Raw genomic sequence first — 15,225 nt, 5'->3', positions numbered from 1 at the left:
GATCCTGAAACAAGTTCAGGATGACAGTATATGAAGTTTAGAAGTTATAAACCACTTCCAATTTATAATCTGAAAGCGATTGTTTTGCCTTTTCAATATCTTCGGTAAATCCAAGAATATAACCACCACCGCCAGAACCGCAGAGTTTTAAGTAATACTCATTAGTTTCGATACCTTTTTTCCAAAGCTCATGAAATTGCTTAGGAATCATAGGTTTAAAATGATTTAACACTACTTTTGATAGTTGTTTTGTGTTTTTGAATAAAGACTTAATATCGCCTTTTAAGAAATCATCAACACAGGCATCGGTACGCTTTATAAACTGATTTTTAAGCATTTTTCTGAAACCTTCCTGTTTCATGCTTTCCATAAACAGACTTACCATGGGTGCTGTTTCGCCAATAATTCCGCTATCTAATAAAAACACCGCGCCTTTGCCTTCGCTTTGTTGTGCAGGAATACCTGTAGCTTCAATATTATCTTTAGAATTAATAAGAATTGGAATGCTCAAATAACTGTTCAAAGGATCTAAACCAGAAGATTTTCCGTGGAAAAAAGATTCCATTGCAGAAAATATCGCCTTTAATTTTAAAAGTTTCTCTCTGGTTAAGTTTTCCAGAACCGTAATTTTATCGAAAGCATATTTATCATAAAGTGCAGCCACTAATGCGCCGCTACTTCCTACGCCATAGCCTTGTGGGATAGAAGAATCAAAATACATTCCTGAATTCACATCCTCTTGCAATTGTTCATTATCAAAACGAACTATATCATTATCTATACTTTGAATGTGAGCAGCAAATCGCTTTAAACTTTCATTTGATTTTATAGCTTCTTCTGAAGGATTTTCATCTTTCTTTAAAGCACCGTTATAAAAACTGTAAGGAATTGATAATCCTTTGGAATCTTTGATGATTCCATACTCTCCGAAGAGTAGAATTTTTGAGTAAAAGAGAGGTCCTTTCATAAATTACTTGTGATTTGGTGATGCAAAATTACAACAGTTTTGCTCCAAAACCAATTTTATCGTTAATATACTGACCATTCTGACAAAATGCAACTAATTCATTTTGAATAAAGTGCAAAACTTCGCTTGCTTCATTTTCGGGGTACAACACATGTACATTTGCTCCTGCATCTAAAGTAAAACATACTTTAGAATCCGTTTCCTTTCTGAAATCCCAAATCTTGTTGATAATTTCCAACGTATTGGGTTTCATTAAAATGAAATAGGGCATGCTCGTCATCATCATTGCATGAAGCGTTAAGGCTTCACTTTCAACTAGAGCAATAAATTTATCTAAATCGCCATCTTTCAATATTGAAACCATATCCGAAAGGTTTTTATTGGCTTGTTTGAATCGCTCTTGAGCAAACGGATGTCCATGCATTAAATTATGACCAACCGTACTACTAACTTGCTTTTCGCCTTTATCAACCAATAAAATAGTGTCTTGATAATTTTTGAAATTCTGATGTACTTGATAAGGATATTTTAAACCGAATAGATCTGAACTTCCTTGAATGTCTTTGTGCTTTCCCCAAACTACCAAATCGCCTTCTAAACTTCTGCATGCACTTCCTGAGCCTAAGCGGGCTAAGAAGGATGCTTTTTGAATGGAAAATGATTCGTTTTGAGATTCCTCTTCTGCGCTCGGAACGGCAGTATTAGTGGTTAATTGTTTTTCAACACTCATTAAACACAATGCCAAAGCACTCATTCCCGATGCTGAAGATGCTATTCCGGAACTATGTGGAAATGTATTGGACGTTTCAATCTTAAAATGATAGTCTTTTAAAAAAGGCAAATATGCTTCAATACGTTTAAAAAAGGTTTCTATTTTTGGTTTAAAATCGTCTTTTTTTTCGCCATCTAAAAATACTTCAAAAGAAAAATTATTGTTGTTTTTATTTTTCGAGAAACTCAAAGTGGTAGTGGTTTTACAATTATTGAGCGTAAAACTAATAGATGGATTTTCAGGAATTTGATGTTCCTTTTTTCCCCAATATTTTACCAATGCAATATTACTAGGAGATGACCAAGTGAAACTTCCGTTTTCAATAGAATTTGAATAGGGTTTTGGAATAAATTTTTTTTCTGTCATGACAATTATTCTGCCGACAAAGATAATAAAAGACATCAATAATTATAGCCCTTATCGCACCACATAAAACAAACCTTAATAAACTATTTTCTTACGTAGATCCCGCTAATAAAGTGGGATTAGTTCAACTAACAATTTTAAGTGCATCTGTTTCTTAGACTTCTAAAAATCGTGTTTCACTAACTTTACCATAGTTTTATAGTTTCTTGCAGTAGCTGTAACTTTTAATTTACGTTCGAAGAAATTATTACTAAATTTTGCTTTGCCATAACCTGTAGAACAATAGAAATAGACAGCATTATCAGTTATTTTAAATGCTTCATTTGGATAAGATAGTTTTGATACTTCGTTAACTAAATCCTTGTTGGCAGCAGAATATAACATCATAAAATAGCTATTTATTTTCTTATCTTCTGGAAACGGACAATCATCAAATATTTGCTGTAATTCTTTTGGCGTTTTTACTAAAATTGGCACTTCAAATCCGAAATGGGCTTTAATGGCATTATGGATTTTTAGTTCTAATTTTTCTTTGCTTTCTTCTGAAGATTGAAAAACCACATTCCCACTTTGAATGTAAGTTTGAACGTTTTTTAATCCTGCTTTCGAGAGTAATTCTCTAAGTTCCGCCATTGGAATTTTCTTTTGACCACTAACGTTTATACCTCTTAAAAGTGCGATGTATGTGTGCATTTAAAAATTTTGTTTTTGGTTGAGAAAACGGTAAACTAGTATTTCATTAGGTTTAATAACATAATGAATAGAATAATTAAATTTTTCTAAAGGAACAATTCTAACATTTTTATAGCGAACTTGAAATGCTTCTGGAAAATCGGATATCATTTTTATTTGTCGCTCTAAATCTTCCCAAAATTCATCTGCTTTTCCATTGAAATCCATAAAACACTTAATCTTATGGAATTCTATTCGTGCTTCTTCAGTAAACTGAATATGCTTATTTGCCATATTGTGCTTTTATATCTTCCCACGAATGTGTTTTTAAATCTCCTTTTTTATCTCTTTCAATCATATCGTCCATCATGGCTTTATATGCTTCTGAAGGTTCGGAGTAACGTAGAGCCGTATCTTCCAAAGTATATTCAATATAATTTTTTAACGAGCGTTTTTGAAGTTTTGCTTGTTTTTCGAGAATTTCAATGGCTTTGTCGTCTAATTCAATAAGTTTTTTTGTTTTGCTCATTGTATATATGTTTTATATATCAAATATATAAAAATAATATTTAATTGTGCTGAGTTTTTTAATTTAAGTGCTTTCTAATTTTAAAGAAGATATATGGAAAATGAGAAATAAATATAGAAACTTTTAATCGACACACCCCTTAATCCCCTCTTTTTAGAGCTAATCTTTATACACATTTATTTATCATAGAGTAGTTCAAAGATTTGATATTGATTATTGAAAGAGTCGTATCCATTTTTAATGGAGATATAGCCAGGGGGCCGTGTGATTTATATCCTGACCATTTGCCTAATCGAGCTATAATCCATGATGCCCAGGCAAGGGACTTGTTTTTGTAGGGGTTCTTTTGTTTGGTGGTCTTGCCTTCAAGCCTGCTGTTTAGCAACGACATAAATATGATCTGCCTATCTGTAAAGACCATGTCTGCCAGCATATTATGTTCACTTCCCAAAGCAAGTTTGATGCGCATGATATTGAGTGCCGCTTCAAGGGTGAAGGATATGAGCTTTTTAATGGATGAACCGCTTCCCAGCTGACTGCTCTCTATCTTAAAGCCCTTGGTTTTCATTACCCGGAAAAGCTCTTCTATGAGCCACCTCTGTTTGTACCAGGCTATACATTGCCGGGCCTGTTCCAGATTATTCACTTTATGGGTAGTTATGATCCTCCAAAGTATGGGGTCTTGGTCTTTAGGCAGGTTGGGCGTCACCTCTCTTGCCTCAACGGCATGCAGTTTAAAGCTCCTTTGCGGGCCTTTGTAAGTTTTGGGCGCTCTTATCTCAACTTCGCAATATCGTATTTCCAATAATGCCGTTCTCTTGGTTCGGCTTTTATTTCCCGAGAGCTCGACACTTGAGGTGCCTGCCAGTGGCTGTTCGCTTATTTTGGAGTATAGCTTTTTGGCAGGGCCCTCTATTATCCGATCAACCCTCGAGCGCACCAATAAATCGGTTTTACTGTCCGAGAGCTGTACAAACTCTTCGTAGATATCACTTTCACGATCACCTATCACGGTTATATTTACATCCTTGGAGATAAGCGAACGGGCATTCTGCGCATTTTCAATCCATCTATAGGATTCTTTCTGCTCAATGGGAAGTTGTTGGTAATTGCGCTCGTACTTATCTTTTTGGTCCCATTTGCGATTATAAATAGAGGCAGAGCCCAAACCGTAGATATTCAGACCAGATGGATCGCACACCAAAACAGGATGACAGAAAAGACCAGCGGTATCCTTATTGGTAGTGGGGCCTATGTCAGCATCATCCTTGCCGATCTTATCTATAACGTGATTGTAATTAAACTCAGTAGTATCCTGAATGCACAGAACATGGCCTACATCAATGTTCTGCGAACATTTACGAAAGCTGCCCAACAGGACATCGTTATGGTCAAAACGCTTGTTCTTCAAAGTTCTGTAAAATGCTGTTTTTGATGCATGGTTGCCAGAGGCTTTATTTACCGTGGAGCTCCCCGAAAGTAATAAATCGGTTGCTATTAATTCTAATCTCAAATCTAGACGTTTATCAGGAGAAATATCGCTGTAAAACCCTTTGTAACAGTTGTTTACCATACTTAAAGATAAGCAAAATTAAGACAATAAACAAATTTAACTCATTGAAAATCAGATAGTTAAATAATTAAAAACAAAAAATTTTTGTGTATAAAGATTAGTCCTAACAAGGAGGGAGTAAGGGAGGTGTTTAGCCGGTTTTAATTATTAAATTCACAAAAACCTTTTTATCGTCTTTTTATAAGGGAAACTACTGCGCAATAGATTTTGCAGCAATATAAGCCCCGGTCCAAGCATTTTGAAAGTTGAACCCTCCTGTAACCGCATCAATATTTAGCACTTCTCCTGCAAAAAATAAGTTTTTAATATACTTACTTTCAAAAGTTTTAAAATTAACTTCTTTAAGATTCACACCTCCTGCGGTTACAAATTCTTCTTTAAACGTACTCTTTCCATTAACGTTAAAAATGGCTTGGGTCAATTGGCTTGCTAAATTTTCTAGTTGCAACTTATTCAAATCTGCCCAACGAGTGTCTTCAACCATATTTGAAGCTAAAACCAATTTATGCCATAGGCGTTTTGGAAGTTCAAATTGTGTGGATTTGAATACTGTCTTTTTAGCTAAATCTTGTTTCAAAGTTTTTAAAGTGTCTAAACATTCTTCAAAAGACTTTTTTATGAAATTTATTTCTATCTGAAATTTATAATCTCTTTTTGCAAATTCTAAAGCTCCAAAAGCAGACAATTTTAAAATGGATGGCGCACTCATGCCCCAATGGGTAATTAATAACGGGCCTTCGCTCCATAAATCGGTTTCTAAAACTTTAACTTCAACATCTTTAGCGACAACTCCTGGAATATCTTTTATTCTATCGTCTTCTATATTAAAGGTAAATAACGAAGGTACAGGCTGTGAAATGGTATGCCTTAAATCTTCTAAAAGTTTCCAGATTTTAGGGTTACTTCCTGTAGCTATTAAAATTTTTTCTGAAGAAAAGTTCCCTTGAGAAGTTTCGATATGAAATAGTTCGTTCTTTTGCTCTAAAGATTTTACCGAATGATTATAAAACACCTCAACCTGATATTTTTCAGCTTCATTTAAAAAACAATCGATAATCGTTTGTGATGAATTTGAAACTGGAAACATGCGCCCATCGTCTTCAATCTTAAGCTCCACACCTCGTTTTTCAAACCATTCTATGGTATCGCCCGTCATAAATTGATGAAAAGGCCCTAATAATTCTTTTTCGCCTCTCGGATAATTTTGAATTAATTCTTGCGGAATAAATTCGGCATGCGTCACATTACAGCGTCCGCCACCAGAAACTTTTACTTTGGTAAGTCCCGCTGCACCACGTTCTAAAATGGCTACTTTTAAACTTGGGTTCTGTTCAGCTATATTAATTGCTGCAAAAAAACCTGCTGCACCACCACCAATAATTATAACGTCTTTATGCATTATAACCTATCGGGAAAATCAGAAATCATCCCATCTACGCCGTAAGATTTTATGCGTTTTATAGGATTTAAGTTGTTTACCGTATAAGCAAACACTTTGTAGTCTTCCTTTAATTCTTCAACAATTTCGGGAGTTAACATGGTGTAATCTATATGAATAGAGACTGCTTTTATCGCTTTGGCGATATTAACAGCATCTTCTATATTGAGGTCTGTAAGTACTCCCAAAGGAATTTTATCGTTTATTTTATAAACTGTTTCCAATAAACTCTTTTGAAAACTAGATACGATAATATTCTTATATTCCCATCCCTTTTTTTCAACGAAAAACGTGATTAATCTAGCCGCTTCCTTAGCTGTGTCCTGTCCTTTTAGTTCAATATTTAATAGACATTTGTTATCTACAAAAGCTAAAACTTCCGACAAGGTTGGAATTTGACAATACCCCTTAACAACCACTTTTTTTAATTCTTTTAGCGTGTGTTTTGAGACTTCACCGGTGCCATTTGTCATTCTATCTAAAGTAAAATCATGAAATACTACTAGCTGTCCAGTAGCACATCTATGTACATCTATTTCAATACCATCAACACCTAATTCTAGGGCTTTTTTAATAGATTCTAATGTGTTTTCTGCAAAATGTCCTTTGGCGCCTCTATGGCCTATTTTCATCGGTTTCATCATTATTCTTTTAAATTTTTAGGTCTCATTAACCCTTCTTGTGCTACTGAGGCAATTAGCTTTCCGCTTCTTGTAAAAATATTTCCTCTGGCAAATCCTCTGGCATTTGAAGCACTAGGGGATTCTATAGAAAAAAGTAACCAATCGTTAAAATCAAAATCTCTAAAATACCACATAGAATGATCTAAACTTGCGGTTTGCGTATTGCCCCAATGTGCTTTACTAGCATGAGGATTAAGCGCAGAAACCAAAATATTATAATCGGAAACGTAAGTCAAAATTTGCTGTTTTGTTACCAAATCCAAATCCTTCACATCGCCTTTAAGTTTGAACCAAACATCATAATATGGTGGTAGGTCTTTTTTTTCTAACGGATTTACAAATTTAGTGGGTTTAAATTCAATAGGACGTTCAATTTGAAAAAAAGCTTTCAAACTTTTTGGTAAAAAATCACCGTATTGTTTTAGCATATCCGTCCAACTCAATAATTCTTCTGGTTGTTTTAAACCTGACTTCATTTCAGTTTGATGACTATATCCCGTTTCTTTTTTATGAAATGAAGCTGATAATATAAATATTGTTGTGTTATTTTGATGTGCTGTAACGCGTCTTACTGAAAAACTCCCTCCATCTCTAACGACACTTACATTATATGTAATCGGGATTTCTAAATCTCCTGCCTCTAAAAAATAGGAATGCATTGAGTGTAAAACTCTTTCGTTTTTAATGGTTCTGCTTGCGGCATTTATGGCTTGAGCCAACACCTGACCACCAAAAACAATAGGGCTGCCAACGGTTTTACTTACGCCATTAAACGTGTTATCGTTTACTTTTTCTAATACTAAAAGGTTTAATAAATCGTTTACTGTTGTCATATATTGTTAAATGATTCTCGAAATTATTAATTTTAATACCGAAATATCTCTGTAAATTTAACACTATAAATTTTTACTACCTAAAATGAATAAATTTCTAACCTTATTCTTTTTTATTTTTTCTAGTTGCGATACTGGAAAATTGACTGTCATTGCAGATTTACCGAGTAGTTTGAAAGAGGCTTCGGCTATAGAAAAAGTCATTAATTCAGACTTACTTTGGACTATCGAAGATTCTGGAAACAAAAATAATATTTATGGATTAGATTTAAAAGGAAATATTGTAAAAGACATTGATATCAGTAACTCTAGCAATATTGATTGGGAAGATTTAACTTCAGATAACAAAGGAAATTTATACATTGGCGATTTTGGTAATAACAGTAGAAATCGTGATGATTTTACAATTTATAAAGTCTCAAATTTAGATGCGGATAAAACAACAGCAGAACGGATTAATTTTATGTTGCCAAAGAAAATGAATTCCGAAGATTTTGAAGCCTTTTTTCTTTTTAATAATTACTTCTATATTTTCAGTAAGGAAAACAAATCGAGTGTGCTTTTAAAAGTACCCAATACCATAGGAAAACATACTGCGGAATTAATTACAGATTTTAAGTTGAAAGGAAAACGCGTTAAAATTACTTCAGCAGATATAAGTGATGACGGAAAAACCATTGTGCTTTTAAACCATGACAAGCTCTGGAAAATCACAAACTTTAAATCTGATAATTTTTTTAAAGGTGCTATTGAAGAATTAAAATTCGATCACAACTCCCAAAAAGAAGGTGTTTGTTTTAAAGACAATACAACAGTTTTTATTACAGATGAAAAAAATAAAAGTGAAGGCGGGAATTTGTATGGGTTTAAATTAAACTAAAACCCAAACCCAACTTTAAAAGCTAAACGCAGGCCATCATCACTATTAAAAGCCGACAGGTTTAAGGTTAGAATATCAGCAGCATTTGCAAATACACCGCCACCTATTGAAGTGTTCCACATGTTTGAATTAAAGGAATTATTATTTAAAACCAATTCATTGTCAACCCAAATACGCCCATAATCAAAACCAGCATAGATACCTATATTTAATGGCAATAATCCTGTTTTAACTTTTCGAAGGTTTAAACGCAAATCGGTGCTTTGATAAAATGAATTTTCACCAGAAAACCGTTCGTTTCTATATCCTCGCAGTCCGTTATTTGCGCCTAAATTTGCTGCTTGATAAAACTCAAAATCATCACCAAAAATAAGATGCGCTTTTGCATGTGTTGCAAAAACGAGCTGACCACTAGACACTAGTTTATAATCAAATCCAAGTTCTGGAATAAAGTACGCAAACCCTTTTGATTCCTTTAAATTAGAGGTATAACCAAATTGTATACTGGTCTGCATGCCTAAAGTAGGAAATGCTTCGTTATCTTTATTTTGATAACTATACATAGCTTCAACGCCGACAAAATCCTTCTGGTTATCTTCTCCGTTTGCTACATAAAAAGTATTTATAAATCGATCGCTTGTTTCTTCAACTTCAATAGATTCGTAACTCAATCCTAGTTTAAAATGTGCTCCTAACTCGCCTCTCCAATTTAATGATGGCGCAAATTTTAGTGTACTCAACTTTACACGGTTATAGTCCAAATCAAAATTATCTTCGTCATCACTATTTAAATTGGGTGTACTATTCCCAAAACCAAAGAAATTAATAGCATAATTAGGACTTGTGAATTTAGCATTCAACCCCAAATTCCAGGAACCAATTACATTTGCAAACTCACCATTATATTCAAAATCGAATCCGCTTGTGGCAAAATAATACGCTCCAGAAATGGTATGCTGAGAACTAAACGGATTACGTTCAAAACCATAGTTGGTAAGTGTATTTAAAACACCAATTTTAAAACCATCGTCTGGGTTTGCACCTAATAGCGGCATAAATTGATTTGCGCTATTTTTAGGTTTTGCATAATCATAGATATTAGTTTCATAATCATCGGTTAAGTTTTTGCTGCCTTTACTGGTAGTAAATGTATTTTTCTTAGACTTATAATCATACATCTTAACTTTCTTCCCGTTTTCAATAGTATAGGTGTCATTATTTTGACCTCCAATGAGCCTCAATTTAATACCATTATCGCCTTCTCCAGTAACTTTAAAAACATCATCATCATCTAAACCATATATCCAGATCTCTTTGGTGTCTTCTTTATTATAAATCTTTTGATGTAAAACAGTTCCTTTTTTACCATTCTTGATACGATATACTGTTAGTTTGGTATCGCCATTTGGTATGCGCTCAATTTCAAATAAATCATCTTTATCGGTGCCTCTTACTAGTGGTGTTTTATTGAGTGCTTTGTAATATCTATCAGCTATATCTGGAAGATTTTCAAGCCTAGCTTTTAGTACTCGTTTTATCTCCGTAACAGTTTCGTCTTGAACTTCTTTTGGAAACGCTTTAAATGCATTATCAATAACTTCATCGGTTAAGTTTTTTTGAATGAATGCTACCTGCGTTTTCCATTGCTTTTTTGTGGTTTCATTGAGCAACATCATATCCAAAGAAAACGGACTAAAATTAAATCCTTTTACATTTCTAACGTCATCATTAAACCCTTCCATGAGTTTTAAAGGTGGTACAATTCGGGTTGCCAAATTCATTAAAGCACCATCTCCCATATTGGAAAATGCCTGATCTCTATCTCTCGGAATTGGCCTGTAAACCACTTTACCAGCCTCTTTAAATTCTGCCCAACGCCATTGGTCCGTATGTCTATCCCAATCGCCTATTGCCATATCAAATAATCGGGCTCTTAGAAACATGTCATCATCTACAACATATTTTTCGTCCTTACGGAGTTTCTTCATCAAATCGTCGGTACTTTCAATTTTATTTGAGTTTCCAAAACTTTTAAGGTTTCCATGACCATCAGACACATGCTCTTCTATCATATATAATTCATCTCCAAAGTCTTGATTAAAACGCGCTAAAGCATTTTGCTTAGGCACAAAATATAAAACTGGATTTGTGTGGTATAAATTAACCGCATCGGATAAACCACCTGTTACAAAAGGCGCATAAGGATGTGATCCTGTATAGAAATCTTGTAATAAACTTTCGGTAGCCGTTCCATCAAACTGTCCTTCTATATATTGATCTTTAAAAGCCATGGCCTGCAAATACACCGTGGCACTTTTTCTGATGGCACGCATCACATAGCGCTTCCCTTCTTTATTCATCAATTGAAGTGATTTAGATTGGTGTCCACCACCTTTTCTTGTTGGTGTTAATCCACCAAATAGGGTATCTAAATTAACTGTTGGCACATTTACTTTTGCGCCATAATATTTTCTGTAACGGTCTCCCCAAATATATTTATGAAAACCACTTTTTGTGACTTCCTTTTCAGAATAAACCGATGCGCTTTTTTGATTAGGGAAAGAATCATCGTAACTGGAAATATGTTCTTTTTTATCTTCTGAAAATACTTCTGTTTGAAAAAGCACTTTATCGTCTTTGGCTGAATAAAAGCGAACGATCGATGACCCATCTGTAAACACATCTAATCTCGCATAACCAGAATCGCTTGATGAAAAGGCATCCTTTACATTACGGGTAGCTGTGGATTTTGAGCCTGAACCGCTAATAATTTGCGGTAAATTATCTTGAATCAAATACTGTAAACTATGTTCGTGACCAGAAACAAAAAGTGTTTTATCATTTTCTTGAGCTAAGGTTACAACACGCTTTTTAAAGGTATTGTACTTTTTATTTTGCAAATCGGCAGGAGATACACCGCTTGTTTTTCTAAGTATATTTTTTAAGGTTCCTAAAACCGGGATTGGTTTTAAGTGGGACACAAAATCATATTGTCCGCCATGTGGCCCATTGGTAAACATGGGGTGATGCATCGCGATAATAGTCGTTTTTCCCCGCGCTTTTTTAATTAAACTTTCCAGCTCTTCAAAAAACTTAAATCGGGTTTTAATTTCGCAATCATCATTTATTGTTGGGTGTTTATCCCAGTTTGTTAAATACCATTCCGAATCAATAACAATCATAACAATATCATCCGAGATATCCACTTTTTCAATTGGACAACCGTTTTCTGGCAAAAATTTATTTTTCCCAAGAGCATCTTCAATGTATTTTTCTTGTCGCTTTAAACCCTTTAAGCCATCACTATACCAATCATGATTTCCGGGAATAAATATAGTTTCACCCTTAAAATCTTTAACTGCATCAATTTGAGCATTTAGTTGATTTTCGGCGGAAGCACGACCTTTCTCGTCCTTTTTAGGCAATCCTTTTGGGTAAATATTATCACCTAGAAAAACCACCGTACTATTTTTTGAAGCTTCAGAAAGTTCTGTTTTAAATGCTTTTATAGCTTGTGAAGACTCTGGATCTCCTGAAATACCCGCATCACCAATTAGGTAAAATGTATGCGCTATTTCTTTATTTGGAAAAGAGTTTTGCAAATTCTTATCCCTATATTGAGACTTATAGGTCGCACAAGCATTTAGAATAAATATGAGGATTACTAAAAGTGCTGATTTTTGAAAATTCATCGATTGGTTGGATTAATTCATTAAAGATAATAATTCTATTTAGTTCCAATGTAATGCACTTCGCTCATTCCAATACCCTTCTGGATTTACTTTTAAAGTTTTGAGTAATTGTAATTCTTCTAACGTAAAATTAAAATTTAGAGCTTTTAAATTTTGAGTTAATTGTATCGTATTTGAAGCACCACTAAGCACGTAAGTTGGTTGTAAATTATCCATTACAAAACGTAAAGCGATAGCATCAATTCCAACATCATACTTTTTTGATAGACCTTCTAAAATGTCATAAACAGGTTTATAATGTTCAAATTTTTTATTTTGAAACACACGCCCATTTGCCAAAGCTTCCTTGATGATTATTTTTTTACCTTGTTTTAAAAGGTCGTTTAAAATAGAAAAAGTAGATTGTTCAAAGACATTATACGTGACTTGAAAACTATCAAACAAATCTTCATTATTAACTTTTACTTTTAAAGCAGCAGCAATGACGTCTTTTTGGTTTGCACCACTAGTTGTGATTCCAATATGCAGTCCTGTTTCCTTTTTGATAGCGTAAAGCTGATTTAAGACAGTTTCATTTTTTAAAATACCACTTTCAAAAGTTGCGGAATGCACTTGGTAATATTTTAGCTTTGGAAGCATGTGTTTTGAGACTTCCCATTGCTCTTGCAGCTTCTCTAAAGAATGTTCCTTTACTTCATGTTTTCCATAAAAACCTAACTCCCAATTAGCTACATAAGTATAGCCCCATTTTGTTCCTAAAACCACATCAGAATGCTTGTTTTTTTGATTCCATTCTTGTAAAAAAGCTTCGCCTTTACCATAAGATGGTGCTGTATCAAAATATTGAACTCCTAATTTATAAGCTTCATCCAAAACCGAAAAAGCATTCTTTTTAAAAGCTTCTTCCGATTTATCAATTGAATTATCAGTTCTAATATTTATATATTCCGGCCTGCCCAAAGCTGCTAAACCTAATCCTATTTGTGTTTTCGAATTTTTTTTCATCAATCTATAACTTCTGTTTCAATAATGGTATCGGATAGTAATGTTCTGTGTACTGGACATTTTGAAGCAATCTCTTTTAATTTGGCTTTTTGTTGTTCATCTAAATTACCGACAAATTTTAATCGTTTTTGCAAATGGTCTATTCTTGTTGGTTCATCTATTTCTAACATTAAATCGTCACTATGTTTTTTAGAATACGTAATATATGCATAAACCTCTTGTAAATCCCATTTTTTGCGTTGCGCATACATTTTAAGTGTCATAACCGTACATGCCGCTAGTCCTGCGCTTAAAAAATCGTAAGGCGATGGTCCAAAATCGTCACCTCCAATACTTGCAGGTTCATCTGCTATAAAATTGTGTTTTTTGGTTTGAATCGATGTCGTAAAATTATCTTCAACTAGGTTTAAATGTGCTACCAATTGTTCGCCTTTGGTATCCAACATCGTGTTGTCTTTCTGTTCAAAATAGCGTTGCACCCAAGTACCAATCATGTTCCCAACATATCTACTGTCTTTTGAATCTGATAGCAGATGGTCAGCACCATCTAAACTCACAAAACTTTTAGGGTGATGCGCTCGGTGGTATAATTTTTCGGCATTTTTAATACCCACTATTTGATCAAAAGGCGCATGCATAATCAATAATGGTTTTCTTAAATTCTTAGTAATTTCTGGTAAATCCGTTTTTCCAAAATCTTCAACAAATTCTTCATTGATTTTGAATGGTCTGCCACCAATATTCACTTCAACTTCGCCTTTCTCTTTAACTTCTTCAATACCATGCGAAAACAAATGCGTGACATGACTTGCCGTTGCAGGTGCTCCAACTGTAGCGACTGCTTTTATATTTTCTAATTTAGATGCCGCAACAATTACCGCAGCACCACCTAATGAATGCCCCACTAATAAACTTGGCGATTGATACTTCTCCTTTAAGTAATCATTAACCGCAATTAAATCGTCCACATTTGCAGAAAAATAGCTTTCGGAAAATTCGCCTTCACTTCTTCCTAAACCTGTAAAATCAAAACGCACCACTCCAAATCCATGACTAGTAAGCGATTTGCTGATATTTTTTACAGCACCTAGAGTACTACTACAGGTAAAACAATGTGCAAAAATGGCATAATACTGTGGCTTTTCATCTGCTGGCAATTCTAAATAAGCTTGCAGTTTATGTCCTTTTTTATTCTGAATATTCAGTTTGATACTGCTCATTTTTTAGATGTTTTAATTTATTTTGGTTGGCATAATTTGAAAATTGGCTTAAAAGAATTTTCAACTTTGGATTGATGAATGTTTCACAAAAAGGCTTTTCAGGATTATTGAAATAATAATTTTGTATTTGCTTTCGCGACCCTTTAAATGATTGAAAAGGTAAAACTTTTGTTATCAGTTTATGTTCAAATTGATTTTGAAATCTTTCTAAAACTTGTTCAGCTTTCTGTTTTTGTTCATCTGAAAACGTATAAACTGCTGAACGATACTTAGTTCGCATACTGTGATTTGATGTGCTTTTATGTGTGTATAAATGAATCTCAATAAGTGTTTTAAGTGAAATGTCTTCAGCATTAAAATGTACAATAACCGCTTCTGAAAAAGAACTATGGTCTCCTGTTGAAGCTACAAAACCTTGTTCTACTTTTGAAACCCCTACTAAAGATTGAAACACCGCCTCGGTACACCAATGGCATCCGCCGCCTAAAGCTATTTTATTTGGTGTTTGTAGCATTATTACAGTTTTAAATTGAAAAGTACTTTGTTCGCGAAGACCTGACAGGTTTTAAAAACCTGTCAGGTCTAGAAAAACAGA

14 protein-coding genes are annotated in these 15,225 nt (G+C 34.0%); 1 reads left to right on the top strand and 13 read right to left on the bottom strand.

What is annotated here, in order from left to right:
* Positions 1 to 37 precede the first annotated feature (37 nt).
* From ABXQ82_RS08650 to ABXQ82_RS08610, 9 genes are all read right to left on the bottom strand, one after another.
* On the bottom strand, positions 38 to 967 hold the full coding sequence (locus ABXQ82_RS08650) for a mevalonate kinase (RefSeq protein ID WP_367057860.1): 930 nt from the start codon (positions 965 to 967) through the stop codon (positions 38 to 40).
* 28 nt (positions 968 to 995) lie between these two features.
* A complete protein-coding gene (locus ABXQ82_RS08645) occupies positions 996 to 2,105 on the bottom strand; it encodes a diphosphomevalonate decarboxylase (protein ID WP_367057857.1) in 1,110 nt (369 codons plus the stop codon).
* Between the two features lie 162 nt (positions 2,106 to 2,267).
* Positions 2,268 to 2,798 (bottom strand): DUF1697 domain-containing protein, encoded by a 531-nt coding sequence (locus tag ABXQ82_RS08640; RefSeq protein WP_367057854.1) that lies wholly within the window; start codon positions 2,796 to 2,798, stop codon positions 2,268 to 2,270.
* The gene (locus ABXQ82_RS08635; RefSeq protein WP_367057851.1) at positions 2,799 to 3,071 is read right to left on the bottom strand and encodes a type II toxin-antitoxin system RelE/ParE family toxin; all 273 of its coding nucleotides are present in this window, start codon (positions 3,069 to 3,071) and stop codon (positions 2,799 to 2,801) included. It abuts the gene before it with no gap.
* Positions 3,061 to 3,306: a hypothetical protein gene (locus tag ABXQ82_RS08630; protein ID WP_367057848.1), complete on the bottom strand. Its 246-nt coding sequence runs from the start codon at positions 3,304 to 3,306 to the stop codon at positions 3,061 to 3,063. The genes ABXQ82_RS08635 and ABXQ82_RS08630 overlap by 11 nt, the downstream gene beginning before the upstream one ends.
* 166 nt (positions 3,307 to 3,472) lie before the next feature.
* The gene (locus tag ABXQ82_RS08625; protein ID WP_367057845.1) at positions 3,473 to 4,819 is read right to left on the bottom strand and encodes an IS4 family transposase; all 1,347 of its coding nucleotides are present in this window, start codon (positions 4,817 to 4,819) and stop codon (positions 3,473 to 3,475) included.
* A gap of 250 nt (positions 4,820 to 5,069) precedes the next feature.
* Positions 5,070 to 6,278, bottom strand: coding sequence for an NAD(P)/FAD-dependent oxidoreductase (locus ABXQ82_RS08620; RefSeq protein WP_367057842.1), 1,209 nt, complete (start codon positions 6,276 to 6,278; stop codon positions 5,070 to 5,072).
* Positions 6,278 to 6,961, bottom strand: a complete 684-nt coding sequence (locus tag ABXQ82_RS08615; protein WP_367057839.1) for a glycerophosphodiester phosphodiesterase family protein — start codon at positions 6,959 to 6,961, stop codon at positions 6,278 to 6,280. The genes ABXQ82_RS08620 and ABXQ82_RS08615 overlap by 1 nt, the downstream gene beginning before the upstream one ends.
* A complete protein-coding gene (locus tag ABXQ82_RS08610) occupies positions 6,961 to 7,833 on the bottom strand; it encodes an acyl-CoA thioesterase II (protein WP_367057836.1) in 873 nt (290 codons plus the stop codon). Before ABXQ82_RS08610 ends, ABXQ82_RS08615 begins: the two co-directional genes overlap by 1 nt.
* An 85-nt stretch (positions 7,834 to 7,918) precedes the next feature.
* Here ABXQ82_RS08610 and ABXQ82_RS08605 point away from each other — a divergent pair, with 85 nt between their 5' ends.
* The gene (locus tag ABXQ82_RS08605; RefSeq protein WP_367057833.1) at positions 7,919 to 8,713 is read left to right on the top strand and encodes a hypothetical protein; all 795 of its coding nucleotides are present in this window, start codon (positions 7,919 to 7,921) and stop codon (positions 8,711 to 8,713) included.
* On the opposite strand, the gene ABXQ82_RS08600 is transcribed toward ABXQ82_RS08605, so the two are convergent.
* Genes ABXQ82_RS08600 through ABXQ82_RS08585 form a run of 4 tightly spaced genes read right to left on the bottom strand, consistent with a single transcriptional unit; the run spans position 8,710 to position 15,144 of the window.
* The gene (locus ABXQ82_RS08600; RefSeq protein ID WP_367057830.1) at positions 8,710 to 12,405 is read right to left on the bottom strand and encodes a metallophosphoesterase; all 3,696 of its coding nucleotides are present in this window, start codon (positions 12,403 to 12,405) and stop codon (positions 8,710 to 8,712) included. The two genes, ABXQ82_RS08605 and ABXQ82_RS08600, sit on opposite strands and share 4 nt — an antisense overlap.
* Positions 12,406 to 12,444: 39 nt before the next feature.
* A complete protein-coding gene (locus ABXQ82_RS08595) occupies positions 12,445 to 13,410 on the bottom strand; it encodes an aldo/keto reductase (protein ID WP_367057827.1) in 966 nt (321 codons plus the stop codon).
* Positions 13,410 to 14,630, bottom strand: coding sequence for a bifunctional alpha/beta hydrolase/OsmC family protein (locus ABXQ82_RS08590; RefSeq protein WP_367057824.1), 1,221 nt, complete (start codon positions 14,628 to 14,630; stop codon positions 13,410 to 13,412). Before ABXQ82_RS08590 ends, ABXQ82_RS08595 begins: the two co-directional genes overlap by 1 nt.
* Positions 14,599 to 15,144 carry a peptide-methionine (S)-S-oxide reductase gene (locus tag ABXQ82_RS08585; protein WP_367057821.1) on the bottom strand — a complete coding sequence of 182 codons (546 nt, stop codon included), beginning with the start codon at positions 15,142 to 15,144 and terminating at the stop codon, positions 14,599 to 14,601. The genes ABXQ82_RS08590 and ABXQ82_RS08585 overlap by 32 nt, the downstream gene beginning before the upstream one ends.
* Between the last annotated feature and the right edge of the window lie 81 nt (positions 15,145 to 15,225).

Origin of the sequence: Algibacter sp. 2305UL17-15, assembly GCF_040720935.1 — a bacterium.
Classification (GTDB): Bacteria; Bacteroidota; Bacteroidia; order Flavobacteriales; family Flavobacteriaceae; genus Jejuia.
The sequence above is the reverse complement of the archived record's forward strand: the minus strand, read 5'-3'. Positions and strand labels throughout refer to the sequence as shown.

Excerpts from the sequence above, each read along its gene's own strand:
- ABXQ82_RS08650 (WP_367057860.1), bottom strand. The coding sequence starts at position 967 with ATGAAAGGACCTCTCTTTTACTCAAAAATTCTACTCTTCGGAGAGTAT.
- ABXQ82_RS08645 (WP_367057857.1), bottom strand. The coding sequence starts at position 2,105 with ATGACAGAAAAAAAATTTATTCCAAAACCCTATTCAAATTCTATTGAA.
- ABXQ82_RS08640 (WP_367057854.1), bottom strand. The coding sequence starts at position 2,798 with ATGCACACATACATCGCACTTTTAAGAGGTATAAACGTTAGTGGTCAA.
- ABXQ82_RS08635 (WP_367057851.1), bottom strand. The coding sequence starts at position 3,071 with ATGGCAAATAAGCATATTCAGTTTACTGAAGAAGCACGAATAGAATTC.
- ABXQ82_RS08630 (WP_367057848.1), bottom strand. The coding sequence starts at position 3,306 with ATGAGCAAAACAAAAAAACTTATTGAATTAGACGACAAAGCCATTGAA.
- ABXQ82_RS08620 (WP_367057842.1), bottom strand. The coding sequence starts at position 6,278 with ATGCATAAAGACGTTATAATTATTGGTGGTGGTGCAGCAGGTTTTTTT.
- ABXQ82_RS08615 (WP_367057839.1), bottom strand. The coding sequence starts at position 6,961 with ATGATGAAACCGATGAAAATAGGCCATAGAGGCGCCAAAGGACATTTT.
- ABXQ82_RS08610 (WP_367057836.1), bottom strand. The coding sequence starts at position 7,833 with ATGACAACAGTAAACGATTTATTAAACCTTTTAGTATTAGAAAAAGTA.
- ABXQ82_RS08605 (WP_367057833.1), top strand. The coding sequence starts at position 7,919 with ATGAATAAATTTCTAACCTTATTCTTTTTTATTTTTTCTAGTTGCGAT.
- ABXQ82_RS08600 (WP_367057830.1), bottom strand. The coding sequence starts at position 12,405 with ATGAATTTTCAAAAATCAGCACTTTTAGTAATCCTCATATTTATTCTA.
- ABXQ82_RS08595 (WP_367057827.1), bottom strand. The coding sequence starts at position 13,410 with ATGAAAAAAAATTCGAAAACACAAATAGGATTAGGTTTAGCAGCTTTG.
- ABXQ82_RS08590 (WP_367057824.1), bottom strand. The coding sequence starts at position 14,630 with ATGAGCAGTATCAAACTGAATATTCAGAATAAAAAAGGACATAAACTG.
- ABXQ82_RS08585 (WP_367057821.1), bottom strand. The coding sequence starts at position 15,144 with ATGCTACAAACACCAAATAAAATAGCTTTAGGCGGCGGATGCCATTGG.